A 25,914-nucleotide genomic window follows, 5' to 3' on the forward strand; every position below is an offset into this window, starting at 1 on the left:
TGCTTGTCGCGACCTGACTCCGAAGTAGCCAAGGGTGGACGGCCGGAAGCGCTGAGTGCCTCCGTGAGCCTCTTGGAGCCCCCATCCGCATATCGGGAGTCGGACGAGACCCGTCGAGGGCGGCACATGCGGACTCAGGTACCGGCAAACCCCCATCAGTGTCACCGCTACCGGTAGACTGGAAGCAATCCCGCCCCCAATCGTGGGGACCGTCCGGGAAAAGCTGAGCAACGCTGATCAAGGCTGACCAACGCAACATGCCGCAGCCGCTCCGGCAACCCGCCGACGAGCCTGGCTGGTGCTGTGCCAGAAAGGGCGCTTCGTGGCCGATTCCGGCAACTCCAACGAGAACATCCCGTCCACAGACGCCGGCGAGAACGTCGCGGTGACCTCGTCGAACGGCGAGGTCACCGCCTCGTACGACGCCAGCGCCATCACCGTCCTCGAGGGCTTGGACGCGGTCCGCAAGCGCCCCGGTATGTACATCGGCTCGACCGGTGAGCGCGGACTTCACCACCTTGTGCAAGAGGTCGTCGACAACTCCGTCGACGAGGCGCTGGCCGGTCACGCGGACACCATCGACGTGACGATCCTCGCCGACGGCGGAGTGCGGGTCGTCGACAACGGCCGTGGCATCCCGGTCGGCATCGTCCCATCCGAGGGCAAGCCGGCCGTCGAGGTCGTGCTGACGGTGCTGCACGCGGGCGGAAAGTTCGGCGGCGGCGGCTACGCGGTCTCCGGCGGTCTGCACGGCGTGGGTGTCTCCGTCGTGAACGCCCTGTCGACCAAGGTGTCCGTCGAGATCAAGACCGACGGCTACCGCTGGACCCAGGACTACAAGCTGGGCGTCCCGACGGCCCCGCTCGCCCAGCACGAGGCCACGGACGAGCACGGCACCACGGTCACCTTCTGGGCCGACCCGGACATCTTCGAGACCACGCACTACTCCTTCGAGACGCTGTCGCGGCGCTTCCAGGAGATGGCCTTCCTCAACAAGGGCCTGCGGATCAACCTCACCGACGAGCGTGAGTCGGCGAAGGCCACCGCCGGGGCGGACGAGGCGGGCGAGGACGAGAAGCATGAGGTCAAGGCCGTCTCGTACCACTACGAGGGCGGCATCGTCGACTTCGTGAAGTACCTCAACTCCCGCAAGGGCGAGGCGGTGCACCCCACCGTCATCGACCTGGAGGCCGAGGACAAGGACAAGCACCTGTCCCTCGAGGTCGCCATGCAGTGGAACGGCGGCTACACCGAGGGCGTGTACTCCTTCGCCAACATCATCCACACGCACGAGGGCGGTACGCACGAAGAGGGCTTCCGCGCCGCGCTGACCTCGCTGATCAACAAGTACGCGCGCGACAAGAGGCTGCTGCGCGAGAAGGACGACAACCTCACGGGCGACGACATCCGCGAGGGTCTGACGGCGATCATCTCGGTCAAGCTGAGCGAGCCCCAGTTCGAGGGCCAGACCAAGACCAAGCTGGGCAACACCGAGGTCAAGACCTTCGTGCAGCGGGTCGTCTACGAGCACCTCGCGGACTGGCTGGACAGGAACCCGAACGAGGCCGCGGACATCATCCGCAAGGGCATCCAGGCGGCCACCGCGCGCGTGGCGGCCCGCAAGGCCCGTGACCTCACCCGCCGCAAGGGACTGCTGGAGACCGCGTCCCTGCCGGGCAAGCTCTCCGACTGCCAGTCGAACGATCCCACGAAGTGCGAGATCTTCATCGTCGAGGGTGACTCCGCCGGCGGCTCGGCCAAGTCCGGCCGCAACCCGCAGTACCAGGCGATCCTCCCGATCCGCGGCAAGATCCTCAACGTCGAGAAGGCGCGGATCGACAAGATCCTGCAGAACCAGGAGATCCAGGCGCTGATCTCGGCCTTCGGTACCGGAGTCCACGAGGACTTCGATATCGAGAAGCTGCGCTACCACAAGATCATCCTGATGGCTGACGCCGACGTCGACGGCCAGCACATCAACACCCTGCTGCTGACCTTCCTGTTCCGCTTCATGCGGCCCCTGGTCGAGGCCGGGCACGTGTACCTCTCCCGCCCGCCGCTCTACAAGATCAAGTGGGGCAAGGACGACTTCGAGTACGCGTACTCCGACCGCGAGCGCGACGCCCTGATCGAGATGGGCCGCAACGCGGGCAAGCGCATCAAGGACGACTCCGTGCAGCGCTTCAAGGGTCTCGGCGAGATGAACGCCGAGGAACTGCGCATCACGACCATGGACCAGGAGCACCGCGTCCTCGGCCAGGTCACCCTCGACGACGCCGCCCAGGCCGACGACCTGTTCTCGGTCCTCATGGGCGAGGACGTCGAAGCCCGCCGCGCGTTCATCCAGCGCAACGCCAAGGACGTCCGCTTCCTCGACATCTGAGTCGGTCTCAGCTGACCGCATCAGGAAGGATCTTCACCAGCAATGACCGACGAGAACACTCCCGTGACGACGCCCGAGGGTGACCCCCTGGCCATGCGCGTCGAGCCCGTCGGGCTCGAGACGGAGATGCAGCGCTCGTACCTCGACTACGCGATGTCCGTCATCGTCTCGCGTGCGCTGCCGGACGTCCGTGACGGCCTCAAGCCCGTCCACCGCCGCGTGCTGTACGCCATGTACGACGGCGGCTACCGCCCCGAGCGCGGCTTCTACAAGTGCGCCCGCGTCGTCGGCGACGTCATGGGCAACTACCACCCGCACGGCGACTCCTCCATCTACGACGCGCTGGTGCGCCTCGCCCAGCCGTGGTCGATGCGCATGCCGCTCGTGGACTCCAACGGCAACTTCGGCTCCCCGGGCAACGACCCGGCCGCGGCCATGCGGTACACCGAGTGCAAGATGGCGCAGCTGTCGATGGAGATGGTCCGCGACATCGACGAGGAGACCGTCGACTTCACGGACAACTACGACGGCCGCTCCCAGGAGCCGACCGTCCTGCCGGCCCGTTTCCCGAACCTGCTGATCAACGGCTCGGCCGGTATCGCGGTCGGCATGGCCACCAACATCCCGCCGCACAACCTGCGCGAGGTCGCCGCGGGTGCCCAGTGGTACCTGGAGAACCCCGAGGCCTCCCACGAGGAGCTGCTGGACGCGCTGATCGAGCGCATCAAGGGCCCGGACTTCCCGACCGGCGCCCTGGTCGTCGGCCGCCGGGGCATCGAGGAGGCGTACCGCACCGGCCGCGGCTCCATCACCATGCGCGCGGTCGTCGAGGTCGAGGAGATCCAGAACCGCCAGTGCCTGGTGGTCACGGAACTCCCGTACCAGGTCAACCCCGACAATCTCGCCCAGAAGATCGCTGACCTGGTCAAGGACGGCAAGATCGGCGGCATCGCGGACGTCCGCGACGAGACCTCCTCGCGCACGGGCCAGCGCCTGGTCATCGTGCTGAAGCGGGACGCAGTCGCCAAGGTCGTGCTGAACAACCTCTACAAACACACGGACCTGCAGACGAACTTCGGCGCCAACATGCTGGCGCTGGTGGACGGCGTGCCGCGCACGCTGTCGCTGGACGCGTTCATCCGTCACTGGGTGACGCACCAGATCGAGGTCATCGTCCGCCGTACGCGCTTCCGGCTGCGCAAGGCCGAGGAGCGGGCGCACATCCTGCGCGGTCTGCTGAAGGCCCTGGACGCCATCGACGAGGTCATCGCGCTGATCCGGCGCAGCGACACCGTCGAGATCGCCCGCGGCGGCCTGATGAGCCTGCTGGAGATCGACGAGATCCAGGCCAACGCCATCCTCGAGATGCAGCTGCGCCGACTGGCCGCCCTGGAGCGCCAGAAGATCGTCCAGGAGCACGACGAGCTCCAGGCGAAGATCAACGAGTACACCGAGATCCTGGCCTCCCCGGTCCGTCAGCGCGGCATCGTCAGCGCGGAACTGGCCGCGATCGTCGAGAAGTTCGGCGACGACCGCAAGACGACGCTGATCCCCTACGAGGGCGACATGTCCATCGAGGACCTGATCGCCGAGGAGGACATCGTCGTCACGGTCACCCGGGGCGGCTACATCAAGCGCACCAAGACCGACGACTACCGCGCCCAGAAGCGCGGCGGCAAGGGCGTCCGGGGCACGAAGCTCAAGGAAGACGACATCGTCGACCACTTCTTCGTGTCCACCACGCACCACTGGCTGCTGTTCTTCACCAACAAGGGCCGCGTCTACCGCGTCAAGGGCTACGAGCTGCCCGACGCCGGCCGGGACGCCCGAGGCCAGCACGTCGCCAACCTGCTCGCCTTCCAGCCGGACGAGGCGATCGCGGAGATCCTGGCGATCCGCGACTACGAGGCGGTTCCGTACCTCGTCCTCGCCACCAAGGCCGGACTTGTGAAGAAGACGCCTCTGAAGGATTACGATTCACCGCGTTCCGGCGGTGTGATCGCCATCAACCTACGTGAGGGTCAGGACGGTTCGGACGACGAACTGATCGGAGCCGAACTGGTCTCGGCCGACGACGATCTGCTTCTGATCAGCAAGAAGGCCCAGTCGATCAGGTTCACCGCCTCGGACGACACCCTGCGTCCCATGGGCCGTGCCACCTCGGGTGTCAAGGGCATGAGCTTCCGCGAGGGTGACGAGCTGCTCTCGATGAATGTTGTTCGACCCGGTACGTTCGTGTTCACTGCCACAGACGGCGGGTACGCGAAGCGGACCAACGTCGACGAGTACCGCGTCCAGGGTCGCGGCGGCCTCGGCATCAAGGCCGCCAAGATCGTCGAGGACCGTGGGTCCCTCGTCGGCGCGCTGGTGGTCGAGGAGACCGACGAGATCCTCGCCATCACGCTGTCGGGCGGTGTGATTCGTACGCGAGTCAACGAGATCAGGGAAACCGGCCGTGACACCATGGGCGTCCAACTGATCAATCTGGGCAAGCGCGATGCCGTCGTAGGCATCGCTCGCAACGCCGAGGCGGGACGCGAGGCGGAGGAGGTCGACGGCGACGTGGTCGTCGACGAGACCGCCGAGGGTGCCGCTACCACCGGCACGGACGAGGGTGAGGTGCCCTCGTCCGAGTAGGCACGAGGAGTGAGTCAGCGTGAGCGGAGCCACGGGCGCCGGACCGAGCGGTACCTCGAGGGGTACGGAAACGGACGACGGCGGCCGTGGCTCCGCCGCGCGTGCGGCGGACCCGCACACGACCAACCTGAAGGCGATCAAGTCCCCGGCCAAGGACGCGCCCTCGTCTGCCTCACATGACTCCCAGGGGGGAACAGTGACGGACAGCCGAGGTCCGCAGACCCAGCACAAGTCCGGCGCGGGCGCGGCCGCATCGGGCGCCCAGCCGCAGCCGGCCTCCCCCCTGCCGGGAGAGCGGCAGACGCAAGCGCAGGCCGGGCCGTACCACCCGCCGCAGGCCTACCCGGCACAGCAGGGGGCGGCGGCCGGTGCCGGCGCGGGTGCCACGGCTGCCGTACGGCGTCCGCGCACGGGGGTGCGCACCACGCCCCGCGTACGCAAGGCGCGCCTGCGGGTGGCGAAGGCCGACCCGTGGTCGGTGATGAAGGTCAGCTTCCTGCTCTCCATCGCGCTGGGCATCTGCACGATCGTCGCGTCGGCCGTGCTGTGGATGGTCATGGACGCGATGGGCGTCTTCTCGACGGTCGGCGGCACGGTCTCCGAGGCGACCGGCTCGAACGAGTCCAACGGCTTCGACCTGCAGGCTTTCCTGTCGCTGCCCAACGTCCTGATGTTCACGTCGATCATCGCGGTCATCGACGTGGTCCTCGCGACGGCCCTCGCGACGCTCGGCGCGTTCATCTACAACCTCTCCGCGGGCTTCGTGGGCGGTGTGGAGCTGACGCTCGCCGAGGACGAGTGACGTCTGCCGGCGTTGTCCCCGCGTTGCCCTGGCGTTGCATCCGACAACCGATTTTGGGACTGCCCATGTCGTGCGCTAATCTTCAGGAGTCAGCGCGCGGGACACACCGCAGAGCGCGGCGGGGCTATAGCTCAGTTGGTTAGAGCGCATCCCTGATAAGGATGAGGCCACAGGTTCAAATCCTGTTAGCCCCACCAGCGAAAAGACCCCCAGTCGATACCGGCTGGGGGTCTTTGACATCCATGGCTGACATCAGCCGATGAGTGGATCTTCCAGGAGTTCGGCGAGCATGCCGACTGTTTCCCGCTCGCTGTCCCCTACCACGTGCGTGTAGACATCCATGGTCATGCTGATCTGGCTGTGTCGAAGGATCGCCTGCGCGGCCTTGGGACGCACCTTCAGGAAGGCGAGCAGGGTCCCGCACGTGTGCCGGGCGAGGCGGACCGTGATCCGGCGTGCCGGCACGCTTGACGAGCCGATCGAAGATGCGCGAGAAGCCCACGGGGTCGATCATGCCGCCGTGTTCCGAGGAGAAGATCAAGTGCTGATCCGGCTCCTGGGACCAGTACTCACTGGCGATCTTCCGTTCCAGGGCTCGCAGCTCGTGCCGCTCCTCCAGGACACGGGCGCAGAACTCGGGAAGCGGGAGCACGGCCTGTGAGGACTCCGTCTTGAGGTCCTTGAGGACCAGACCGACGTCCTTGACCCGCTGGACCTGCTTGACCCGGAGGGGGCACCGTCGCCGACTGCGGGCCCGTAGAGGGCGTGCGCGGGGAGCTCCCATCCCGTCCACCGCCGACCCAGGCATAGCCGAGCAGACGCGGTTCCTGGCGTCCAGGTCGTTCGTACAGTGGCGCGCTCCACCTGGACGCCAGGAACCACGCCCGCTCCACGGTGTGTGGGTCGACGGCGGACGGGACGGGAGCTGGGGTGAGTGGTGGGTTGAGGAGGAGGATGCCGCCATGGCTGATGAACCGAGACGACCTCTCAGCCGCAGAAGCGAGCCAGGGGTGAAGCGACTCGTGCAGGAGCTGCCGCCAGTGGGGGCGACCGTCGACCTAGTGATAGGCAAGGTGCGCGACTGGGATCGCAAGCCGTGGATATGGGTCGACCTCACGGCCCCCAGTCCCGCCGAAGACTGACCGCCCCCGAGCCTGCCCCATCCGGTGGGGAACACAGAGGAACGGCCGAACTGTCAAGGGGCTTTAGGTCGTCTGACTAGGTCGTCTGACACCAGTGGCTGACACCAACAAGGGCGTATGGCGCCGATCGACGCCGAACCTCAGCGGTAGCCGGACCAGGGTTCTGCGGAGGCTCATCATGGTCGAGAGGGCGCCTCGATCGACCTGATAGGTCCTCAGAGGCTCGTCGGTCGGGGCACCCGGGACATGCGTAAGCCCGGCGGCTCTGTCGAGCTGCCGGGCTCTGTACGCGGGATCGCCAGGATGTCGTGCCGGGTATCAGCGCTGGAGGGGTGTGAGGCGGTCCGCCTCGGTGTCGGTGTCGGCGTCCTCGTCGGTGCAGTCCGTGCCGGGCGAGGACGCCGTGTCCGTGAGGGGGCGGTGGCGGCAGCGGGGGGCCTTGTTGTGCGCCTCGGCGCGGATGCGCTGCTTCATCGTGGGGGGCAGGGCCCTGGCCTGGGTCCAGGGGAGCGTCGCCGGTGCCAGCCGCTGCTGCGGGATGCTGCCGTTGCTGGCGCTGTTGCGCTTCTGCTCGGCCTGCGGTACCGCCGCGGCGGCGGTCGTGGTGACGAGTCCGAGCGTCGTGCACAGCGCGAGGAAGGCGGTGACGATGGCGGTCCACAGCTTCATGACCTTGTTCCGGGCCATGGCCCCTCACTTTCGGGTCGGGCGATTTGCGTACTTTCCTCATGATGTGTATGACGGCTGAGAAGTGGCGGACCGACGCCCGTGGCGCGGCGATGTTCAGATGAACACCACCCGTATGGACGCAAGAGGGTTGAAAATGGCGAAAAGAAGGTGAAGAGCGGACGAAGTAACCGTCCGTCGAGGTGTGATCACCCTCAGATCGGAGCGGTGAACTCCGCTTCTCTCCCGGTGTCCGGGACGGGAGTTGAGGGCCGACTCAGGTCACCGATCGGTATCGGTCGGTGTGTATAGTCGGGCGCCAGAGGTCCCCTACGTCAAGGAAAGACGAGGTCGCGCGGTGAAGAAGCTTCTCCTGGTCGCACTGGCCGCCATCGGCGGGCTCCTCGTGTACCGCCAGATCCAGGCGGATCGCGCCGAGCAGGATCTGTGGACGGAGGCGACTGACTCCGTGCCCACGGGTTCGTGAGTCACGACAACCCAGACCGAACACACCCCGGCCGCCTCGCGGTCGGGGTTTTGTGTGCCGAGGGACGGTCGTGAACCGCGTCGGCGGGGCAGGATGGGCCACGGTTTCACGGTTCGTGGTCCGGCGACGGTGAGGGGTGGCGCGTGAGGGGACGGTGCCGTACGGCGTGGGGGCGGCGTGCGGGGACGTGGCGCGCGCGTCCGTCGGTGGCCGTGCGCAGGGGAGCCGTGGCGGTGGTGCTGGGGGCGACAGCTGCCGTGGCGCCGGGGCAGGCCGCCCTGGCCGCCCCAGGGGCCTCCGCTACGGCTGGGCCGCCGAGCCCCTACGCCTTCGCCGAGGGTACCCGGAGCATCGAGGGGGCCCGGAGCACCGCCGACGCCGAGGCCCTGACGCCCGGCACGTCCTACAGGAGCTCCCTCCCGAGCAGCGGCAAGGTCAACTACCGCCTCGAACTCGACGCCGCCTCGAACGCTTACGTGTCCGTCACCGCCGTCCCCTCCCCCGACAGCACCGTCTCCGTCATCGACGGGGTCAAGGTGTCCGTGCAGGACGCCGAGGGCCACTCCTGCTCCGATAACACCGCGAGCTTCGGCGCCGCCCGCAGCCCCCACCCGATCGCGGCATGGGGCATGCGCGAGATCGCGCCGAACAGGTCCCTGTGCCGGAAGAGCGGTGCCTACTACGTGTCCGTCGAGCGCGTCGACCCGGAGGGCGAGGGCTCCTCGCCCGACGCCTGGGACCTGGAACTCCTCGCCATGACGGAACCGGGGACGGCGAAGACCGGGGCGACCGCCGCGCCTGGGGTATGGAACTCCGCCACGCCCCAGCCCCTCCAGGGAGAGGCCGAGCGCCGCCCGGGCGGTGCGGGGTTCTCCCGGGCCCGGCCGCTGGACCACGGAGTCTGGCGGGACTACGTCCGGCCCGGCCAGACGCTCTTCTACGAGGTTCCGGTCGACTGGGGACAGCAGCTCTCCGTCACCGCCGACCTGGGCAGCACCGACTCCGGCGGCACCGGCTACGCGCAGGACGCGCTGGACCTGGCCCTCTACAACCCCGCGCGCGGTCCGGTCGCCGACCTCGGCGTCGGCTACGACGGCGACCAGAACTCCAGCAGCCTGCCTCCCCTGCCGCCGGTCGATCATGCCAACCGCAACGCAGCCCGGGCCCAGATCGGCGCGCTGCGCTTCGCCGGCTCCTACTACCTCGTCGCCCACCTCTCCCAGAACGTCGCCGACAGCTTCGGGGACGGGCCGTTCCCGATGACCCTGCGCGTCCGGGTGAGCGGGACGGCGCAGGGCGGACCCGAGTACGCGGGCGAGTCCGATCCGAAGGGCGTCTTCGAGGTCTCGGAGCAGGACCGGGAGGCGGCCGCGGAGGGCGTGCCCGCGGGTGACGACACCGCGATGAGGGCTGTCGCCGTGGGCGGCATCGGCACCGGGAGCGCGCTGCTGGTGGGCCTCGCAGTGTGGACCGTGCTGGCCCGGCGCAGGAGCGCCGCGTAGGACCGGCTCCGGGGCTCGTGCGAGGGTTGCGGGGCCCTCAGATGCGGGTCAGTGCCCAGAAGCCCACGGCGTAGCAGACGAGCGCCAGGAGAAGGATCGGGATCGCCACCTTGGCCGGGGGGCCGGGGCGGGGAGGCCGTTGTGCCCGGTGCCGTGAGGACGCCTGGCCCGCCGGTGGGGCCTGTGGGCTCCGGGTGGTGTACGAGGCTGTGGAGCTCTCGGCGCGGTACTGCTCCGCGGGCGGCAGAGGCTGGGCGGCGTACACCGGAGGCAGCGGCTGCGCGGGGGACGGCGGGTGCGTGGGGTCGTAGGGGGAGACAGGCGGCTGCTGGTGCGAGACAGACGGTCGCTGGTGCGGTGGCTGAGCCCGCACGTGCTGTCCGGGCGTGGGGGAGGAGGTGACCGTGGCCTGCGGAGGCGGCAGGTGGAAGCTTCCGGTGTCCGACATGGAGGGCAGCCCGGCGGGGGCGACTGACGGGTCGGAGGCCCGGCGGGGGCCGGACGACGCGGCCTGTGCGCTCGGGCCGGACCAGAAGCTGCCCGAGGTGTCGGTGCCGTGCCCGGCCACCGGCTCTTCCTGCTGGAACCTCTGTTCGCCCGTACTCGTGCCGGCCTGCTGTCCGGGCCGCTCCTCGCCCGCTCCCGGCTCCGACGGCGCCTCTCCGGGCCCCAGCCCTTTCGCCCGCTCCAGCGGCCCCTCGGGCGCGAACCCTGGTGGCAGTGGGCCGAGTTGGTCGAAGATCTCGATCAGTTCGTCGTCCGGGCCCGGCTCCGGAAGGAGCTCCGCCGCGGCGGCGAGCGCCTTGCGCGCCCCCGTGGCCGTACGGAACCGCGCCTGCGGGTCCGGCTGGAGCAGTGTGGCCACCACCTGCCACAGCGGCTCAGGGATGCCCTTGGGCGCACCGGGCGTCCCGTGCTCGGCGAAGTACTGGATGAGCGCCTTGCTGTCCGGCTTCGCGCCTTCCAGCAGATACAGCGCGACCAGTCCTACGGCGAACAGGTCGGCGGGGAAGTCCGGCTCGGCGCCCATCATCTGCTCGGGCGCGAGGTAACCGGGCGTCCCCACCACGAGGTTGGTCTCCGTCAGGCGCGGTTCGCCCAACCGCATCGCGATGCCGAAGTCGGACAGCCGCAGCCGCGGCCGGCCCGTGCCGGTGGCCTCCAGCAGCACGTTGGCCGGCTTGACGTCACGGTGGACGACATCCTCCGCGTGCACCGCCGCCAGCCCCGCCAGCAACTGGTCGAGCAGGGTGCAGACGAAGGCAGGCGGGAGGGGACCGTAGTCCCCGACGAGATGGGCCAGGGAACCGCCGGCGACCAGATCCATGGTGAACAGGACCTTGTCATCGTCTGCGGCCCAGCTGGTGGGGGCGAGCACATGGGGGTGATCGATCCGCAGGGCCTGTTCGCGGACGAAGCGCAGCAGCGAGTGCGCGTCGCTCTGGAGCAGGACCTTGGCGGCCACGTAGCGACGGCGGCGGTGGTCCCAGGCGCGCCAGACGGCGCCGACCCCTCCGCGTCCGATCGGGTCGACCAGTTCGTACCGGCCGGCGAAGACCTCACCCATGGCTGTCCGTCGCTCCTCCCCCTGCGGTGTCCCCCCTTGCCTCCCCCTCGGCGAGCACTACGACTCCCCTACGGGCGAAACGGCTCCCCCGACGAGCGATACACGTCCCCCTCGCGTCGACCGGTCCCCCGTACGGAACACGCCCCCTCGTGCCCGCCCGTACCGTGACGCATCCCCCGTCACCTCACTCACAGCCCGCTGCCGAACCCCCTTCGGCGGCCGGACGGTGGGATCAGCTCTGGTGGGACTGGTAGTGCGTGACGGCGTCCGAGGTGCGGCCGGCGCCGTAGACCCGGAGGAACTCTGCCAGCTCCGGGTGGGTCGGGGCGAGGGTGTCGGCGGCGTCGATGATGTCGCCGGCCGCCGCGACCGACCGGAGCAGCGACTGGATCTCGCGGACGACGCGCTTGACCGTGGGCGCCCCCGAACTGCTCGTCGTCTGCGTGGTGTTGCTGAGCACCGAGCCTCCCTGTGACTTCTTGATCTCCTCCATACGCTCGGTGGCCTCGGCCGCGCTCACGCTGCCGTCCGCGACCTGCCCCGCCAGGTCCTGCAGCAACTGCACCCGCTGCACCACAGCCGGATTACCGATCTTCGCCCGCTGACCGCTCATCAGCTGGGACAGCATCGGCGCGGACAGTCCCAGCACCCCCGCGAGACGAGCCTGGTTGAGACCAAGATCGTCGATCAGCCTACGGAAGAGCGCCCCCAGCGGCTCCCCGTACCAGTTCCGCTGCAGTTCCCGCGCTCTTGCGGTTGCTTCCTGCTGTGCGGCGTCCATTGCGTCTCCCCATCGCTTCCCCAAGTACGGCGGTTCGCGGTAGCGAACCACGCCGAGCATCTTACGGAGAGTGGTCGGCAACGGGGACCCCCAATCTTTTTGCGGAACCACGGGGGTGACCCGGTACTCTGGTCTCCGACGCCCGCCGGGACGCGGTTTCTCCGGTCGGACGTCCTCTTCCGGGGCCTTAGCTCAGTTGGTAGAGCGCTGTCTTTGCATGGCAGATGTCAGGGGTTCGACTCCCCTAGGCTCCACTTGCTTGCACCCCTCTGACCTGTGGAAAAGCAGTCAGGGGGGTGTTTTTTGTTCCGATTTTCCGTGCTGACGTGTCAGCGCGGCGGTGGGGACGTGAGTCCCCGCAGGCCTGTGATGAGAGGGGTTTTGGGCGGCTCTTTCTCCCCCGGTGGGTCCCTGGGCTCACGCGGAGCCTCGGGGGCGCTGGTCTCCTTGGCCCCTGGCAGGCTCCTGGGGTCGGCTGGGTCGTGCGCGGCGTTCTGGTTTCCTACTTGTTTGACACCATGAGGGTGTGTCCGAGACGGCGTACAGCATCGGCGAGGGGCCGGCGACGCGGGTCAGTCTCTCCCTGCCCGAAGGGAGGCATGGAGGTGGTGGTCTGCGCGCTCACCATCATCGAGGCTGTCCACGCGGGCATGAACAAGGCCCGGCTGAACTGGGTGCTGTCCGGCCTTCGGCCTTCCGGTGGGTGATGAGGAGGCGAAGGCGTCCTCGTCGCTGTTGACGGAGGCTGGGCTGCACGGTCACACGTATGCGACAGCCTCGCAGACTTGTCATGGGCTTCCAGGTCGTGGCGGCCTGGGCGGCGGGTGCGGCGGCGAAGATGGTGTCCCGCCGGGTGGTGCAGCCGATCAAGGGACCGGAACTCGCAGGCCACGGCTGGGGACTTCGAGCGGCCGGGGCGCTCCCGGCGGCCGACCGGGCCGCTTCGTGTGCCGCGCCCAGCGGAGAGATCCTCGCGAGCCAGATTCCGGAGGGCGAGGCGCATGATCGCTTACACCACCCGGCGGGACACGACCTTCGTCGTCTGTCGCGTCCCGCGTCGTGGTGTAGGCGATCAAGCGTTGCGGGTTCCGGTATGAGGCCGCTGACGATCTCCGTAGACGCGGCAGTCCACGAGGCGCCCTGCTGAGGCGAATTGACCACCCAGCCGCGGTAGAGCCGCCGTCCCCGACCTGCGGATTCCGCTGCTTTGATCGGCTGCACCACTCAGCGGGACGCTATCCATTCGTCCACGGCCTTGCGCGTATTCCGATATGCGCGGCGACCGTTTCTTGTGGGGCAAACGACCGGCACACTCAGCGACCGGGCCGGGCTACCGTGCCCGTCGTACGGGGCTGCCGCCGACCAGGGCAGGCGTGCATGACCTCACTCTTATCTCTTCCGCTCATCACTCGGGCCAGGGTGCGTGCTGCGTACCGGGCCCCTGTGCATTGATGCGGTGCCATGTCCGACAGGGCCCCATTCGGGACGCTCTGACATCATCGATGAAAGGTCCGCCATGTTTGCCACCCTTCGCGCCCGTGTGCTGACGGCATTGCCCGCAGCCCTCACTGTGGTCGCCTCGACGTTCGCGTTCTCTGCCGCGTCCTCGCCCTCCGCGGAGGCAGCGACCTGTTCCAGCACCTACCTGAGCTACGGCAGCCGTGGCACCTGTGTGAAGGTGCTCCAGAGGAGGCTGGGCGCGCTCAGTGTGGACGGCGTGTACGGCTCGGGGACGCGGAGCCGCGTCCGGGCGTTCCAGGCCGATGCCGGCATCAGCGTCGACGGCAAGGTCGGACCTCAGACCTGGCGGAAGCTGGGGGCCTACGGCAAGGCGCTGGGATGGAAGTCCGGGGTCACGGTGTACATGTGCGAGGCGAATTCGACGCAATTCCGCTACTCCGTGTGGAACAACTCGGGCAAGAGCGCCAGGTGGGCGCTCTACGTGGAAGGTGGTCATGTCTTCGGAGATGCCATCGCGAATAACCGGATCGCCATCCAGGGCCGGGTGCACGCCCGGGCGTACGACAGCAAGAGCCTCACGGTCTGGATCGGGAACTACGGCAACGACAAGACCACCACCAACGTGCGCGACTTCTCGCGCAGCACTCTGCCGGCCTGCGCCTAGGCAGCGCTACGACGCGCTGACCCGGTAGTACTTCGCAGATCACCCGACCATGAAATCAAGGGGCCACATCCGATCGTCCGACGGTCGGAACCGCAGGGACTCCGGCTGTCCCGGTCCACCTCGGTCACGATCAGGCGCTCGGCATGCCGCTGTGGCGAACCTCTCGGGTGGCCTGCGAAGTACGAGGCTGGTGTCTCGTGAGTCCCTCTGTGTCACTTGCTCCGGCGCTGTCGGATCTGGTCAGCGGCTTGTGTAAAGCCGACCGGAGTGACCTAACTCATCTTTCTGGTTGACGGGGGTAAGTCGACATGCCTACAGGGCACAGTGCAGGGTGCGGAACGCCTTCCCGGCGGCAGGCACTTCGGCTGGCGGGGGGCGGCCTCGTACTGGCCGCACTGGGAGCCGGAGCCGTCGGCTGCCGCGAGGACGTGACCGGCGGCGCAGACGCCGCAGACAGCGCCGGCTCGCGCCGCGAGGGCACCGGCAGCCCTGGCGCCACCGCCGAGGACGGGCAGGCCCCTAAGGCGCTGTGGACGACGCAGACCTCTGCGCAGACGTACGGGGACAACGACGAGCTCGTGGCCGCGGAGGGCGTGGTGATCGCGACTGGTAATCCGCTTGCAGGCCTCGACGCGGCGACCGGACAGGAGCGGTGGTCGCTGGAGGGCGGTACGGTGCCCGGTGCGCCGCTCCTGCTCGGCAACGGCACCCTGTACCTGGCCAGCGGCAAGTACGACGGCACCGTCGGCGGATACGACCCGGCCTCGGGCAAGGAGACGTGGCGCAGCCACCTGGGCAAGGAGCACCGGCAGCCGAGGCCGGTCGCGGTGGATGAGGAGCAGGTGTACGTCATTGCCGAGATCCTTGAGGACGACGGTTCGTCCCGCGCCAACGTGATCGCCGCGCTGAACAGCAGTACGGGCCAGGTGGCGTGGAAGGAGCAGCGGGACCTCGGCACCCAGCAGAACGGCGTGCAGGCCGCCGTACAGGGCCGTTACCTCCTCTACACCGACTTCAAGAAGAATCTCACGGTTCGCGACACCGCCACCGGCAGGCAGGTGTGGACCCATAAGACGACAAAGGGGAACTACGGTTTCTTCGCCGTCCACCAGGACCTGGTGATCATCCCGCAAGGGCCGAAGCTCCAGGCCTTCAACCTCTCCGACGGCGCCGAGAAGTGGTCCTTGCGGACCGGGAGGTTCAACGCCTTCAAGGAGCCGGCCGTCCTGGAAGATGTGCTGTATGTCGCGGACAGCGGTAGAACGCTCTGGGCCATCGAGCCGCAGACCGGCAGGCAGATCTGGCAGTCCAAGGCCCTGGCGGACGCGAGGGCCCAGGTGCCCCGGCAGTTCGTCAAGGCGGGCGGCACCCTCTACGGCGCCACCGACCTCGACAAGCATGGCGGTATCCACGCTTTCGATATGAAAACCGGCGCCCTGCGCTGGACGTTCAACGACAACTCCGGCGATCACCACGCATGGCTTGTGGCCACCGACGGCACCCACGTCTTCGCCCTGCACGGCAAGAGGCTGCACGCCCTGCCCGGCTGAGGGCGGGGAATCAACCGGCTGCTTCCCGTGATTCGGCTCATGACCGCGCTCTGGTCCGCCGGCATGGACGGAAACACAGCGACGGTCTGAGCTTCAGCGGCAGGCTCAGAGGTCGTCAACGTCGACCAGCCCGTCCTGGATGGCCCGGGCGACCAGGCTTGCCTTGGTTCGTGCGGGGCGGCCGACGTTCGCGTACTTGATCCGCACCCGGTCCAGATACGAGTTGACCGTCCGCACGGAGATGCCGAGGCGCTGCGCGACCAGTTCCTTCGACTCGGACTGGAACCACTCTATGAGCACGTTCTCCTCACGCGCGGAGAGCTGGGGGCGGTCGGCACGGGCGTTCGTTCCCAGCGCGCCGGCCAGGGCGGGCGGCATGTAGGGCCGCTCGTCGGCTGCTGCCAGCGTCGCCTCGACCAAGTGGTCCTGGCCCTCACTCTTGGTCAGGAAGGTCGCGGCTCCCAGGTCCAGGCAGGTGAGCGCTGTCTTCTCGTCGTCCCGCATCGTATAGACGACCACCTGTCTCCCGGCGTCGACGAGTCTTCGAAGGTCGCCGAAGGCGAGGCCGTCATCGCCCAGTTGCAGATCCAGGATGACGACATCGGCCGTGCTGCCCGGCGCGGTCCAGGCGTCCCCAACAGAGCCGCCTGCCGCGACCACCGTGACGGGCCGCGGCGATGCGGCGTACCACATCTCCACGCCCGCGAGGATGGCGGGATGATCGTCGATGATGACTACGCTGACTGCTGCGTCGCTACTCATGTCAGGGCAACTCCTGAGGCCGCCGATCTGCTCCAACTGGCTTCCGCCCACACACTTTCGCCACGCGTGGTTCTGACCACGGACACGTTCGACTCCGTGGCACGGCCGTGCGAGGCGGCGGTCTCTCCCGGGTCGCGGCCGTCGACGCAGTCCACGCCGACGACGCTGACCCGTACCGTGCGGGGGGTCCATACGGCAGTCACCCGCGCGGTCGAGCGGGTGCGGCCCAGCGTCACCGCCACCGGGTCGATCAGCTCCCTGCGTACCTCCACAGGCACCTCACCTGGTCGGCCGCGTACGGCCAGGCTCACCCTCACCCCCTGGTGTTCGGCCACCTCGATGCATGCCCGCAACTCGTTCAGAAGCGGGTCGGCGACGGCATCGCCCTCGGCGAACAGGCGGCGCATTCGGGCGGCCTCCACACCGCACCGCAGCCGGACCTCCTCGTCGTGCGGACTCAGCACACCGTGGCCGAGGCCCACGAGCAGTGGCACTGTCGTCGCCGTCAGCGCGCGGTAGCGCTCCTTGTGATCACTCTGCAAGTGCTCGTGGATGCGTTCCCGGGTACGCAGTTCCTCCTCCCGCGCGGCCGCTGACCCCGCTGCCGGTGCCGTGCCGTGTTGCAGGTGCGTCATCAGTACGCCGACGGAGAGCTGGAGGCCGCAGCTGCCGATCGTGGAAATCCCCAGGACGGCCGACTCGGCGGCGGTTGGCGCCCCGGACAGGGCCACAGCGGTCGCGTTGAGCGCTATGTGCGCCCCGAGGAACGCCGCGAACACCCTGACCCGCAGGTCTGCCAGCAGGAACAGCGCATGCCAGCCGACCACTCCGAACGCCCAGTCCGCCGCACCCGTCGACTGCTCCGGCGGGAGTGTGAACGCGCATACCGCCGAAACGGCCAGCACCGAGCCCAGGCTCCACCCGCGCACCCTCGGCGGGATCTGCCTGTCACGCCACAGATAGGCGCCCCCGGCGGCCGCGACGGCGGCGAGGCAGACGAAGGCCGCTGTCTGTGCCCACGCAGAGTGGTACACGTCCTGGTGGACTATGAGTCGGCGCAGCGAGATGGTGAACTGCCACACCAGGCAGATCAGCAGCGCGACCTGCTGGGCCCCGTGAAGAAACTGCCCGCGGAACAAGCGGACGACAGCCATGTGCTGTGCCTGGGCGCGGGGCCGGCGCGGTACGCCGGTCGCCTTCGCTCCGTCCCCTGTCTGTGACGCCTGGACCCGGTCGGGCCAGCGCCACTGCACGCGGGTTCCGGTGCCCGGATGAGAGGTGACGGAAGCGGTGCCTCCGACTGCGTGCATCCTGCCGATGATGGAACCGGAGATGCCCCGGCGCCGTGCGGAGACGGACTCCGGGTCGAAGCCCCGTCCCGCGTCGGACAGTTCGACGACGGTGCCGTCCCCCTCTGTCCATGCCCTGAGCTCCGCTTCCCGCACCCCGGCATGGCGTGCCACATTGGTGACCGCCTCCCGGACCCCGTTGAATATCGCGAGCCCGGGGCCGGACGGAATCGCGAGCGGGCCGTCTATGTGCCTCTTGAGCTGCACCCTGCCCTGTCCCTCGCCCTCGGGCACGCAACCGAGAAGCGCCGCGAGGTCGACGCTCCCTGTCTCGAATCCGGGCATGGCGGACAATGCCTCCAGATCTTGTCTGGCACGTGGAGGCAGCCACGACCAGTCCCGGCCGTCGCCTTGAGAGACCATCAGCAGCGTCGCGCTCGCCGTGTCGTGCAGGGTCGCCAGGTACTCGCGCTCGGTCGCCCGCCGTGCTGCGGAGACTTCGGCCTCCCGGCGCAAGGCCGCCCTGTTCGCGGCCGACCGGTCAGCCGCTCTGGCCCGCGCCCGAACGATGAGGTAGGCAGCCCTCGACAGGCCCACCTGGATCAGCATGCGTACCAGGGGGATCGAGTCGGCGCTGTACGTGGGCGAGGAGAGGATGTCACCCAGCGCGCAGGCGACGGCTCCCCACACGGCCAGGGCAGCCCCGGTCACAGGGCGCGTAGCCCACTCGAACTGGAAAGCGATGAGGCTGATGCCGACGACCGCCTCCACCATCACATCCGCGCCCTCACCGCCGAGCACCGGCTGAGACAGCCCCGTCAACATCACCACGGCCGCGTCCAACGGCCACAGCAGGGCGAACGGGAGCGGGCGGCGCAGCGAGTAGAGGCGTACACCGCAGGCGAAAAGAGCGGGCACGAACAGAGCCGTCGCCAGGGGGATCTCCGTGCCATCCGCCAAGACGAGGCCCAGCGCACCGCACAGGCAGACGACGGCGGACCTGAGCCATACCCCGTACCGCTCCACGGCCCGGATCAGCAGGCGCTCGCTGTTCCCCTCGTACCCCCTTAGCCACATGAGGCCGAGAGTAGTTGACCTGCGAACGAGGCAGGGCCAGCTGTGGGGCGAACGACCGGCACACCCTGTGACCGGGCCGGGCTAACGTGCCCGTCGAAAGGCCACACTCAGAAACGGGAAACGGGGGATTTCCATGCAGGATTTGCAGAGACGGCTCACGCTGCTCCTTTCCGTGATGCTGGCGACTGCCATCGCCATGCTCACCGCCGCACCGGCCAGTGCGGCCACGAAGCCGTCCCGGTCGAACGGGAACGGAAACCGGGTCATCTTTGTTCACGGATTCGCTCCGGGCGGTACGCACGACTGCGCCGATTACTTCCGCACCGCCCGCAAGCATTTCGAGAACAATGGGTGGAAGGGAAATTTGCTCACCTTCGGCTACTACTCGGGCAACAAGAAATGCTCGTACAATGCCGGCGGCAGCCGCGACACGTCCATCAAGGAAGTGGCCAAGAAGTTCGCGAACTACGTCTCCAAGCACTACACGCAGAACGGCAAGAAGGTCGACGTCGTCGCCCACTCCATGGGCGGTCTCGTCGTCCGCGCCGCTCTGCACTACACCCACCAGCGCGCCGCGGGCTTCCCGACGAAGCTCTACATCGAGGACGTCGTCACACTTGGCACCCCGCACGCCGGAGCCATCAGCAATTGGCTCGGTCTCTGCAATGCGACCGTGAAGTGGCGGCAGTGCAAGGACATGACGCCGGGCAGTGCGTTCCTCAAGAATCTCCCGAACAAGATGCCGAGTACCACCAGATACGGCAACATGAGCACCGACTGGACCACCGTTTCGTCGCTGGACGACAAGACCGTTTCTGGATCGTCCGGTATCGCCGGCGCTGCGAACCACGAAGTCCAGTACAAGGACGGAATCAGCCACAACGAACTCAGGACTGTCAGCTCCGGAAGGCACAATGGCAGGATCAAGTACTCCACGACATGGACTGATTGGCACAAGCGCATCTCTCCCGTGGGGCAGGCACGCCTGGCGGTTTACTGGCACTCCACGACCTGATCTCCACTGAACTCGGCGTAATGGAGGTGCGGTCGTCGCGACACAGAGGACCGCACCTTTATCACCACAACATGGGACGGAATGCAGTACGTGCAGCGCAACAGGATGGCGGCCGCGGCCGCGCTGACGGTGCTTCTCGCCACCGGATGCTCCTTCAGCATCGGCGACGCGGAGAAGAAGAGCGAGGCGACGGCCAACGAGGAAACGCCCGCCGTTGATGACGCCCCCGCGGAGCCCGGGAACGCAGGCGTCAGCGAGGACGGGGCCGTGCACAAGGCTCGGGTCGCGCAGACGATCTCCGAGAAGCTCACCACGGACACTGGTCAGCGCCCCGACCGGGTCACCTGCCCTGAGCACCTCCCGGCCCGAGTCGGCGCCACGATCCGCTGCGAGCTCACCGCCGGCAGCGACACCCTCGGCGTCACCGTCACCGCCACGTCGGTCAACGGCAAGCAGGTCAACTACAACTTCAAGGTCGACGACAGCGTCCGGTGAACATGACCTCTCAGAAGCCGGTGAGCGCCCGCCAGACGATATGACGTTTCTTCGTGATCTTGGACAACTCGATGTCTACGCCGCGAGGGCGTGTTGATGCCGCTGTCTGGTCTCAGCCGGTGTGAGGTAGCCGAAGATTTGGTGCTTGCGTAGGCGGCGGCGGTTGTAGAAGGTCTCGATGACCCTGTTGCCCAGGGTCTCTCGATGAAGTTGAAGACCTCAGTGCGGGCGGTGGCCCGGTCGGGCCGGAGGCGGGTGCCGATCTCTTCTTTGAGGAGCGCCCAGAAGCTTTCCGCGGAGGCGTTGTCGAATCAGGATCCGGTGCGTCCGCAAGCTTTGCCGCAGGCCCAACTCCCGTACGCTGTCGCGGATTCAGCCGAGGTGTACTCGCTGCCGCGATCACTGTGTATGACGCATGCGGCGCAGTGCCGCCCGGCGTGGGCCATCTTCAGGGGCGTCCACGACGAGGGAAGCGCGGTGATGGTCGGCCATCGCGTAGCCGAGGATCTCGCGGGTGGCCAGCCAACAGGCGAGGTAGAGCCAGCCCTCGGAGGTGGGCAGGTAGGTGATGTCGCCGAGAGCGAGCGCCGCCACGGCCCGAACCGGAGACGGGTGCTCGCTGACCGAACCGGTCACCGGCGAGGCGCGGGCCGCTGCTTGCGGCAAACCGCCCCTCGTGCTGGTCCATGAGTGGATTGAACAGGGAACTTTCTGTCAGTAGTTTGCGGATTGCAAACGTCAGTGGCCGTGCTGGCATGTAACAATCTCAGGTTTGACTCCCCTGGGCTCCACCCTGGAAATGCCCTCCGGCCTGCGGTAACGCAGGCCGGAGGGCATTTTTGCGGGTACACCGCCCGTGCCGTCGGCGGTGTTTCACGTGAAACAGCGCAGCGGGGTAGGAGACTTGAGGGTCTCCTGCCCCGCTGCGCTGGGGGATCCGGCGCCCGTCAGGAACGGTCGTCGCGCCGGGCGGCCTCGTCCTCGGCCTGCTTGGCCTCGACCTCCGGATCCAGGACCGCCTGGCCCGTGCCGTCCACAGAGGACAGACGGCCCGACTCGGGAACCTCCGTCGCGGCCGGCGGCTCCACCAGCCAGTCCGGGTTGGCCTGCTTGTCCCACCACTTCCACGCGGCGAAGGCACCGCCCGCGACGGCACCCACGATCACGAGCGTCCTCATGGCCTTGCCGGCCTTGGCCCGCCGCTCATGCTTGCGGACCAGCTTCTGGATCTCCTTCGACGAGACCTGACCGCGCAGCGCGGCCAGCGCGGCCACACTCCGGGCCGCGGCCTCGGTCGTCACGGGCGCGGCCGCGGCCACCGCATGCTCGATCCTGGGACGGGAGTAATCCGCCGCCTGACGGGCGGCCTTGCGTGTGCGGACGGCAGCCTCCTGGGCGGCCAGGTCGACCTTCGGCGGCACATGGGTGCGGGCCTGCTCCAGATACGGCTGCACATGGGTGCCGTACTGGACGCGTGCCTGCCCGGCGGCCTGCGTCACCTTGGGCGCCAGCCGTACGCGTGCCTCGTGTGCGTAGTGCGCGGCCCTGTCCTTGGCCGTGTCGGCGTAGGGCGCCACCACTTCCGCGGCGTGCAGCACGCTGTCCTTCGCCGAACCGGTCGCGGCGCGCACGCTGTCGATGCGGGTCACGGGTTCCTCCTCCTCGGTGGCGTACGGTATTTCGACTTTCCACCCTTTTACGGATCATGCCTGCCGGTGCACTACCAGGCACGCGCGGACGGGCATCCGGGTCACGGGAGCCGGCATCCAGAGCCGCTCACGTGCAATAGCGGACGAATAGGGGGCAACAGCAGCTTGTCGTCGACAATGCCACGGATCGCCGTCGCGCGCCCCCGCCGCGGGACTACTCGACTGGTTTTCTGCAACCGCCCGGCCCGGTTTCCCGCCGGTGAACCGAGGTCGGGCGACGCCGAGGCCCTTCCATGCGAGGATCAGGGAGTCACAGAAAGACAACGGAAGGCAGATCGTGGCTGAGCAGCTCTACGCCACCCTGAAGACCAACCACGGCGACATCGAAGTCCGGCTTCTGCCGAACCACGCCCCCAAGACGGTCAAGAACTTCGTCGAGCTCGCCCAGGGCGAGCGGGAGTGGACCCACCCGGAGACGGGCCAGAAGACCACGGACCGGCTCTACGACGGCACGGTCTTCCACCGGGTGATCAGCGGCTTCATGATCCAGGGCGGTGACCCGCTGGGCAACGGCACCGGCGGTCCCGGCTACCAGTTCGAGGACGAGTTCCACCCGGACCTGCGCTTCGACAAGCCCTACCTGCTGGCGATGGCCAACGCCGGCCCGGGCACCAACGGCTCGCAGTTCTTCGTCACCGTCTCCCCGACAGCGTGGCTGAACCGCAAGCACACCATCTTCGGCGAGGTCACGGACGCGGCCAGCCAGAAGGTCGTGGACACCATCGCCACGATCCAGACGAACCCGCGCACCGACCGCCCGCTCAACGACGTGGTCATCGAGTCGGTCGTCATCGAGACCCGCTGAGGCGAGTACCGAAGCCCCCACAGGGAACCAATCGCCCTGCTCGTCCGTAAGGATGGGCAGGGCGGGCTTTTTCACGACCATCGAGGGGATCCCATGGACGACCAGGCTGCGGGCGGCCCGCAGGACGCCCACAGCGTCCCCATGTGCTATCGCCACCCGGACCGCGAGACCGGTATCCGCTGCACCCGCTGCGAGCGCCCGATCTGCCCCGAGTGCATGGTCGACGCCTCGGTCGGCTTCCAGTGCCCCGAGTGCGTCCGCACGGGCTCCGGCACCGGCCACGCGCCCACGGCCGCCATGCCCCGCACACTCGCCGGCGGCACCATCGCCGCCGATCCCCGCCTGCTGACCAAGATCCTCATCGGGATCAACCTGGCCGTGTTCATCGCCCTCCAGGCCCATGAGTCGCTCGTGAACGACATCGCCCTGATCGGCGCCTGGCCGCCCGCGCCCTTCACACCCACGCAGGGCGTGGCGGGAGGCGAGTGGTACCGCATGGTGACGTCGATGTTCACGCACCAGGAGATCTGGCACATCGGGTTCAACATGCTCGGCCTCTGGTGGCTCGGCGGCCCGCTCGAAGCGGCCCTTGGCCGCGTGCGCTATCTCGCGCTCTACTTCGTCTCCGGACTCGCGGGCAGCGCCCTGGCCTATCTGCTGGCCTCACCGAACACAGCCACGCTGGGTGCCTCCGGCGCGATCTTCGGTCTCTTCGGGGCGACAGCCGTGCTGATGCGCCGGCTCAACTACGACCTGCGGCCGGTCATCGCCCTGCTGGTGATCAACCTGATCTTCACTTTCAGCCCGGGCTTCAACATCTCCTGGCAGGCCCACATCGGCGGTCTCGTCGCCGGTGGCGTCGTCGGATACGCCATGGTCCACGCCCCGCGCGAGCGCCGCGCGCTGGTGCAGTACGGCACCTGCGCCCTGGTTCTGGGCGTGATCGTCCTGCTGACCGTGCTGAGGACGGCACAGCTCACCTGAGCGGTTTGTCCACAGCGGGTGGCGGATCTTGTGCACAGTGTGCGGGAACATGTGTGCCCCCTGCCGTCGACCCGAGTTTCCCCAGGTCAGACAGGGGGCGAACAAGTTTTCGACTGCCGGTACTTCCGTCATACCGGCGTCAACGTCCAGCGAGTTATCCACAGATCGTCTTTCTTTTCCCCATGTGGAAAACCGCTGTGGATAACTCAGCGAACAGCCCTGGGCAGAGCTGCGTTCACCTTCCGGTGACCGCTACTTCCACTGGGTCGAGACACCGAATCCGGCGGCGATGAAGCCGAAGCCCACCACGATGTTCCAGTTGCCCAGCGAGTCGATGGGCAGCGAGCCGTCGGTGACGTAGAAGACGACGATCCAGGCCAGGCCGATGAGGAACATGGCCAGCATGACCGGCGCGACCCAGGACCGATTGGTCAGTTTGATGGCGGTCGTCTGCTTGGCAGGCGGCGGCGTGTAGTCGGCCTTCTTGCGGATACGTGACTTCGGCACGAGGGTCTCTCCTGTCGATGCGCTGCGTGGCCGCGCAGGTAACTGAGTCGGTCTCGGGGCAGCGTAAGGGGACTCCGATTGCTCCCCCGGGCGTCCGTTAGCGTAGTGCTTCCGCCGCGCCGAAGGAGATAAGGGTACGTTGAGCAATTCTGCCGACTTCCCCGGGAAGGGATCCACCCCTGAGCCCGCGCGCCGCTTCCGGCCCGTGCGGATCCTCACGGCGGCCGTCTTCGCTCTCGCCGGGCTCATCTTCTTCACCAGCTTCGACACCGCCAAGGGCACCAACATCCGCACGGACGACTCTCTGCTGAAGCTGTCCGACCTCATCCAGGAACGCAGCCGGGAGAACGGCGAGCTGGACGAGACCAATGCGGCCCTGCGCCAGGACATAGAGGCGCTCGCCGAGCGGGACGACGGCAGCACCAAGGCGGAGGACGACAAGCTCGCGGCCCTGGAGAAGCGCGCGGGCACGCAGAAGCTCAAGGGCGACTCGCTCACCGTCACGCTCAACGACGCCCCGCCGAACGCCACCGCCAAGCTTCCCGGCTACCCCGAGCCGCAGCCGGACTACCTGGTCATCCACCAGCAGGACCTCCAGGCCGTGGTGAACGCGCTGTGGCAGGGCGGGGCCAAGGGCATCAAGGTCATGGACCAGCGGCTGATCTCCACCAGCGCGGTGCGCTGCGTGGGCAACACCCTGATCCTCCAAGGTCGCGTCTACTCGCCGCCGTACAAGATCACGGCGGTCGGTGACCCGGGCAAGCTGCAGAAGGCGCTCGCGGCGTCCCCGGCGATCCAGAACTACATGGTCTACGTCAACGTCTACGGGCTCGGCTGGAAAGTCGAGGAGAACGGCCCGGTGACTCTTCCCGGCTACTCGGGCACAGTGGATCTGCATTACGCGAAGCCCGTGGAGTAGGAGACAGGCCGGGGGAGCCGCCGGTGCGCGTGATCGTCAGGACCGTCAGCGAGCTGTGCATCACCGTCGGCAGCGTGATCGTGCTGTTCGTCGTCTACGTGCTCTTCTGGACCGGCGTGCGGGCCGGCGGCGTCATGGACGACCAGATCGACCTGCTGAAGAAGCAGTGGTCGAAGGCTCCTGCGGCGGCAGTTTCCTCCGTGCATCCTCCCAAGCCCTCGCCCTACGCCAAGGGCAAGCCCTTCGCGATCATGTACATCCCGCGTCTTGGTTTCACGTGGAACAAGCCGGTGCTCGAGGGCACCGCCACCAGCACTCTGAAGAAGGGCCTCGGGCACTACGCCGAGACCGCGCAGCTCGGGCAGAGGGGGAATTTCGCGGTCGCCGGCCACCGCCGTACCCACGGTGACCCCTTCAAGGACTTTCCCCAGCTCAGGCGGGGTGACGCCGTGGTGCTGACCGACGGCACGACCTGGTTCACGTATCGGATCGACAAAGGCCCGTACAAAACAGTGCCCTCGGACGTCGAGGTGATCGACCCTGTCCCACGTACTTCCGGGTACACGCGCCCGGGGCGGTATCTGACGCTGACCACGTGCGAACCGGAATGGGGACACAGTCATCGGCTGATCGTCTGGGCGCACCTGGACTCCACCCAGCCTGTGGAGGCCGGGGAACCTGAGGCGCTGCGCCGTTAGTCTGGTGGCTGT

The 25,914-nt window shown here is 67.9% G+C and carries 22 protein-coding genes, 2 tRNA genes and 1 pseudogene; 16 read left to right on the plus strand and 9 right to left on the minus strand.

Annotation, left to right across the window (positions count from 1 at the left end; genetic code table 11):
- Positions 1-322: 322 nt before the first annotated feature.
- The 4 genes from gyrB (at position 323) to ACZ5TL_RS01430 (ending at position 6,019) form a co-directional block, all read left to right on the plus strand.
- Positions 323-2,383 carry a DNA topoisomerase (ATP-hydrolyzing) subunit B gene (gene gyrB, locus ACZ5TL_RS01415; protein ID WP_468586454.1) on the plus strand — a complete coding sequence of 687 codons (2,061 nt, stop codon included), beginning with the start codon at positions 323-325 and terminating at the stop codon, positions 2,381-2,383.
- A gap of 42 nt (positions 2,384-2,425) precedes the next feature.
- Entirely contained in the window at positions 2,426-5,020 is a 2,595-nt protein-coding gene (gene gyrA / locus ACZ5TL_RS01420; protein ID WP_468586456.1) for a DNA gyrase subunit A, read from the plus strand.
- Positions 5,021-5,039: 19 nt separating this feature from the next.
- Positions 5,040-5,822, plus strand: coding sequence for a DUF3566 domain-containing protein (locus ACZ5TL_RS01425; RefSeq protein ID WP_468586458.1), 783 nt, complete (start codon positions 5,040-5,042; stop codon positions 5,820-5,822).
- 120 nt (positions 5,823-5,942) lie between these two features.
- Positions 5,943-6,019: transfer RNA gene (locus ACZ5TL_RS01430), tRNA-Ile, on the plus strand.
- A 55-nt stretch (positions 6,020-6,074) separates the two neighbouring features.
- Here ACZ5TL_RS01430 and ACZ5TL_RS01435 read toward each other — a convergent pair.
- Together ACZ5TL_RS01435 and ACZ5TL_RS01440 are read right to left on the minus strand one after the other, a co-directional pair.
- On the minus strand, positions 6,075-6,287 hold the full coding sequence (locus ACZ5TL_RS01435; RefSeq protein ID WP_468586460.1) for a hypothetical protein: 213 nt from the start codon (positions 6,285-6,287) through the stop codon (positions 6,075-6,077).
- Between the two features lie 995 nt (positions 6,288-7,282).
- The gene (locus tag ACZ5TL_RS01440) at positions 7,283-7,651 is read right to left on the minus strand and encodes a DUF6344 domain-containing protein (RefSeq protein ID WP_468586462.1); all 369 of its coding nucleotides are present in this window, start codon (positions 7,649-7,651) and stop codon (positions 7,283-7,285) included.
- A gap of 337 nt (positions 7,652-7,988) precedes the next feature.
- On the opposite strand from ACZ5TL_RS01440, the gene ACZ5TL_RS01445 reads away from it, so the two are divergent.
- Together ACZ5TL_RS01445 and ACZ5TL_RS01450 are read left to right on the plus strand one after the other, a co-directional pair.
- Positions 7,989-8,117: a DLW-39 family protein gene (locus ACZ5TL_RS01445; RefSeq protein ID WP_003999697.1), complete on the plus strand. Its 129-nt coding sequence runs from the start codon at positions 7,989-7,991 to the stop codon at positions 8,115-8,117.
- Between the two features lie 206 nt (positions 8,118-8,323).
- Positions 8,324-9,619: a hypothetical protein gene (locus tag ACZ5TL_RS01450; protein WP_468586464.1), complete on the plus strand. Its 1,296-nt coding sequence runs from the start codon at positions 8,324-8,326 to the stop codon at positions 9,617-9,619.
- A gap of 37 nt (positions 9,620-9,656) precedes the next feature.
- Here ACZ5TL_RS01450 and ACZ5TL_RS01455 read toward each other — a convergent pair whose 3' ends face one another.
- Both ACZ5TL_RS01455 and ACZ5TL_RS01460 read right to left on the minus strand, forming a co-directional pair.
- Positions 9,657-11,186, minus strand: a complete 1,530-nt coding sequence (locus ACZ5TL_RS01455) for a serine/threonine-protein kinase (protein ID WP_468586466.1) — start codon at positions 11,184-11,186, stop codon at positions 9,657-9,659.
- A gap of 232 nt (positions 11,187-11,418) precedes the next feature.
- Positions 11,419-11,967 carry a helix-turn-helix domain-containing protein gene (locus tag ACZ5TL_RS01460; RefSeq protein ID WP_190900819.1) on the minus strand — a complete coding sequence of 183 codons (549 nt, stop codon included), beginning with the start codon at positions 11,965-11,967 and terminating at the stop codon, positions 11,419-11,421.
- Positions 11,968-12,148: 181 nt separating this feature from the next.
- On the opposite strand from ACZ5TL_RS01460, the gene ACZ5TL_RS01465 reads away from it, so the two are divergent.
- The 4 genes and pseudogenes from ACZ5TL_RS01465 to ACZ5TL_RS01480 all read left to right on the plus strand — a co-directional run bounded on the left by ACZ5TL_RS01465 (position 12,149) and on the right by ACZ5TL_RS01480 (position 15,642).
- Positions 12,149-12,221 (plus strand) — tRNA-Ala (locus ACZ5TL_RS01465).
- Between the two features lie 345 nt (positions 12,222-12,566).
- Positions 12,567-12,738, plus strand: a pseudogene (locus tag ACZ5TL_RS01470) (DNA-binding protein); the annotation flags it as partial.
- A 745-nt stretch (positions 12,739-13,483) separates the two neighbouring features.
- Positions 13,484-14,092 carry a peptidoglycan-binding domain-containing protein gene (locus tag ACZ5TL_RS01475; RefSeq protein WP_468586468.1) on the plus strand — a complete coding sequence of 203 codons (609 nt, stop codon included), beginning with the start codon at positions 13,484-13,486 and terminating at the stop codon, positions 14,090-14,092.
- 308 nt (positions 14,093-14,400) lie between these two features.
- Positions 14,401-15,642 carry a PQQ-binding-like beta-propeller repeat protein gene (locus ACZ5TL_RS01480; RefSeq protein ID WP_468586470.1) on the plus strand — a complete coding sequence of 414 codons (1,242 nt, stop codon included), beginning with the start codon at positions 14,401-14,403 and terminating at the stop codon, positions 15,640-15,642.
- 105 nt (positions 15,643-15,747) lie between these two features.
- On the opposite strand, the gene ACZ5TL_RS01485 is transcribed toward ACZ5TL_RS01480, so the two are convergent.
- Complete coding sequence (locus ACZ5TL_RS01485) at positions 15,748-16,404, minus strand: response regulator transcription factor (protein ID WP_468586472.1); 657 nt, start codon at positions 16,402-16,404, stop codon at positions 15,748-15,750.
- Positions 16,401-18,770, minus strand: a complete 2,370-nt coding sequence (locus ACZ5TL_RS01490; protein ID WP_468586474.1) for a sensor histidine kinase — start codon at positions 18,768-18,770, stop codon at positions 16,401-16,403. The genes ACZ5TL_RS01485 and ACZ5TL_RS01490 overlap by 4 nt, the downstream gene beginning before the upstream one ends.
- Before the next feature lie 133 nt (positions 18,771-18,903).
- Here ACZ5TL_RS01490 and ACZ5TL_RS01495 point away from each other — a divergent pair, with 133 nt between their 5' ends.
- Together ACZ5TL_RS01495 and ACZ5TL_RS01500 are read left to right on the plus strand one after the other, a co-directional pair.
- A complete protein-coding gene (locus ACZ5TL_RS01495) occupies positions 18,904-19,785 on the plus strand; it encodes an esterase/lipase family protein (RefSeq protein ID WP_468586476.1) in 882 nt (293 codons plus the stop codon).
- Between the two features lie 81 nt (positions 19,786-19,866).
- A complete protein-coding gene (locus tag ACZ5TL_RS01500; RefSeq protein WP_468586478.1) occupies positions 19,867-20,280 on the plus strand; it encodes a DUF4333 domain-containing protein in 414 nt (137 codons plus the stop codon).
- Positions 20,281-20,679: 399 nt separating this feature from the next.
- Here the strand turns inward: ACZ5TL_RS01500 and ACZ5TL_RS01505 are convergent, their stop codons facing one another.
- Both ACZ5TL_RS01505 and ACZ5TL_RS01510 read right to left on the minus strand, forming a co-directional pair.
- Positions 20,680-20,874, minus strand: a complete 195-nt coding sequence (locus ACZ5TL_RS01505) for a hypothetical protein (RefSeq protein ID WP_468586480.1) — start codon at positions 20,872-20,874, stop codon at positions 20,680-20,682.
- Between the two features lie 353 nt (positions 20,875-21,227).
- Positions 21,228-21,929 carry a DUF5324 family protein gene (locus ACZ5TL_RS01510; protein ID WP_468586482.1) on the minus strand — a complete coding sequence of 234 codons (702 nt, stop codon included), beginning with the start codon at positions 21,927-21,929 and terminating at the stop codon, positions 21,228-21,230.
- A 337-nt stretch (positions 21,930-22,266) separates the two neighbouring features.
- On the opposite strand from ACZ5TL_RS01510, the gene ACZ5TL_RS01515 reads away from it, so the two are divergent.
- Together ACZ5TL_RS01515 and ACZ5TL_RS01520 are read left to right on the plus strand one after the other, a co-directional pair.
- Positions 22,267-22,794, plus strand: a complete 528-nt coding sequence (locus ACZ5TL_RS01515) for a peptidylprolyl isomerase (protein ID WP_468586484.1) — start codon at positions 22,267-22,269, stop codon at positions 22,792-22,794.
- 93 nt (positions 22,795-22,887) lie between these two features.
- Positions 22,888-23,778, plus strand: coding sequence for a rhomboid family intramembrane serine protease (locus tag ACZ5TL_RS01520; protein WP_468586485.1), 891 nt, complete (start codon positions 22,888-22,890; stop codon positions 23,776-23,778).
- 252 nt (positions 23,779-24,030) lie between these two features.
- Here ACZ5TL_RS01520 and crgA read toward each other — a convergent pair whose 3' ends face one another.
- Entirely contained in the window at positions 24,031-24,285 is a 255-nt protein-coding gene (gene crgA, locus ACZ5TL_RS01525) for a cell division protein CrgA (RefSeq protein ID WP_376325651.1), read from the minus strand.
- Between the two features lie 139 nt (positions 24,286-24,424).
- Between crgA and ACZ5TL_RS01530 the strand changes: the two genes are divergently transcribed.
- Together ACZ5TL_RS01530 and ACZ5TL_RS01535 are read left to right on the plus strand one after the other, a co-directional pair.
- Complete coding sequence (locus ACZ5TL_RS01530; protein WP_468586488.1) at positions 24,425-25,204, plus strand: DUF881 domain-containing protein; 780 nt, start codon at positions 24,425-24,427, stop codon at positions 25,202-25,204.
- Positions 25,205-25,227: 23 nt separating this feature from the next.
- Positions 25,228-25,902, plus strand: a complete 675-nt coding sequence (locus tag ACZ5TL_RS01535) for a class E sortase (protein ID WP_468586490.1) — start codon at positions 25,228-25,230, stop codon at positions 25,900-25,902.
- The last annotated feature ends 12 nt before the right edge of the window (positions 25,903-25,914 follow it).

This window comes from Streptomyces sp. NPDC033136 (genome assembly GCF_055578235.1).

What these genes read in the sequence shown, in the direction of transcription:
- gyrA (WP_468586456.1), top strand. Translation starts at nt 2,426, where the DNA reads ATGACCGACGAGAACACTCCCGTGACGACGCCCGAGGGTGACCCCCTG.
- ACZ5TL_RS01440 (WP_468586462.1), bottom strand. Translation starts at nt 7,651, where the DNA reads ATGGCCCGGAACAAGGTCATGAAGCTGTGGACCGCCATCGTCACCGCC.
- ACZ5TL_RS01455 (WP_468586466.1), bottom strand. Translation starts at nt 11,186, where the DNA reads ATGGGTGAGGTCTTCGCCGGCCGGTACGAACTGGTCGACCCGATCGGA.
- ACZ5TL_RS01460 (WP_190900819.1), bottom strand. Translation starts at nt 11,967, where the DNA reads ATGGACGCCGCACAGCAGGAAGCAACCGCAAGAGCGCGGGAACTGCAG.
- ACZ5TL_RS01475 (WP_468586468.1), top strand. Translation starts at nt 13,484, where the DNA reads ATGTTTGCCACCCTTCGCGCCCGTGTGCTGACGGCATTGCCCGCAGCC.
- ACZ5TL_RS01480 (WP_468586470.1), top strand. Translation starts at nt 14,401, where the DNA reads ATGCCTACAGGGCACAGTGCAGGGTGCGGAACGCCTTCCCGGCGGCAG.
- ACZ5TL_RS01485 (WP_468586472.1), bottom strand. Translation starts at nt 16,404, where the DNA reads ATGAGTAGCGACGCAGCAGTCAGCGTAGTCATCATCGACGATCATCCC.
- ACZ5TL_RS01490 (WP_468586474.1), bottom strand. Translation starts at nt 18,770, where the DNA reads ATGTGGCTAAGGGGGTACGAGGGGAACAGCGAGCGCCTGCTGATCCGG.
- ACZ5TL_RS01495 (WP_468586476.1), top strand. Translation starts at nt 18,904, where the DNA reads ATGCAGGATTTGCAGAGACGGCTCACGCTGCTCCTTTCCGTGATGCTG.
- ACZ5TL_RS01500 (WP_468586478.1), top strand. Translation starts at nt 19,867, where the DNA reads ATGCAGTACGTGCAGCGCAACAGGATGGCGGCCGCGGCCGCGCTGACG.
- ACZ5TL_RS01520 (WP_468586485.1), top strand. Translation starts at nt 22,888, where the DNA reads ATGGACGACCAGGCTGCGGGCGGCCCGCAGGACGCCCACAGCGTCCCC.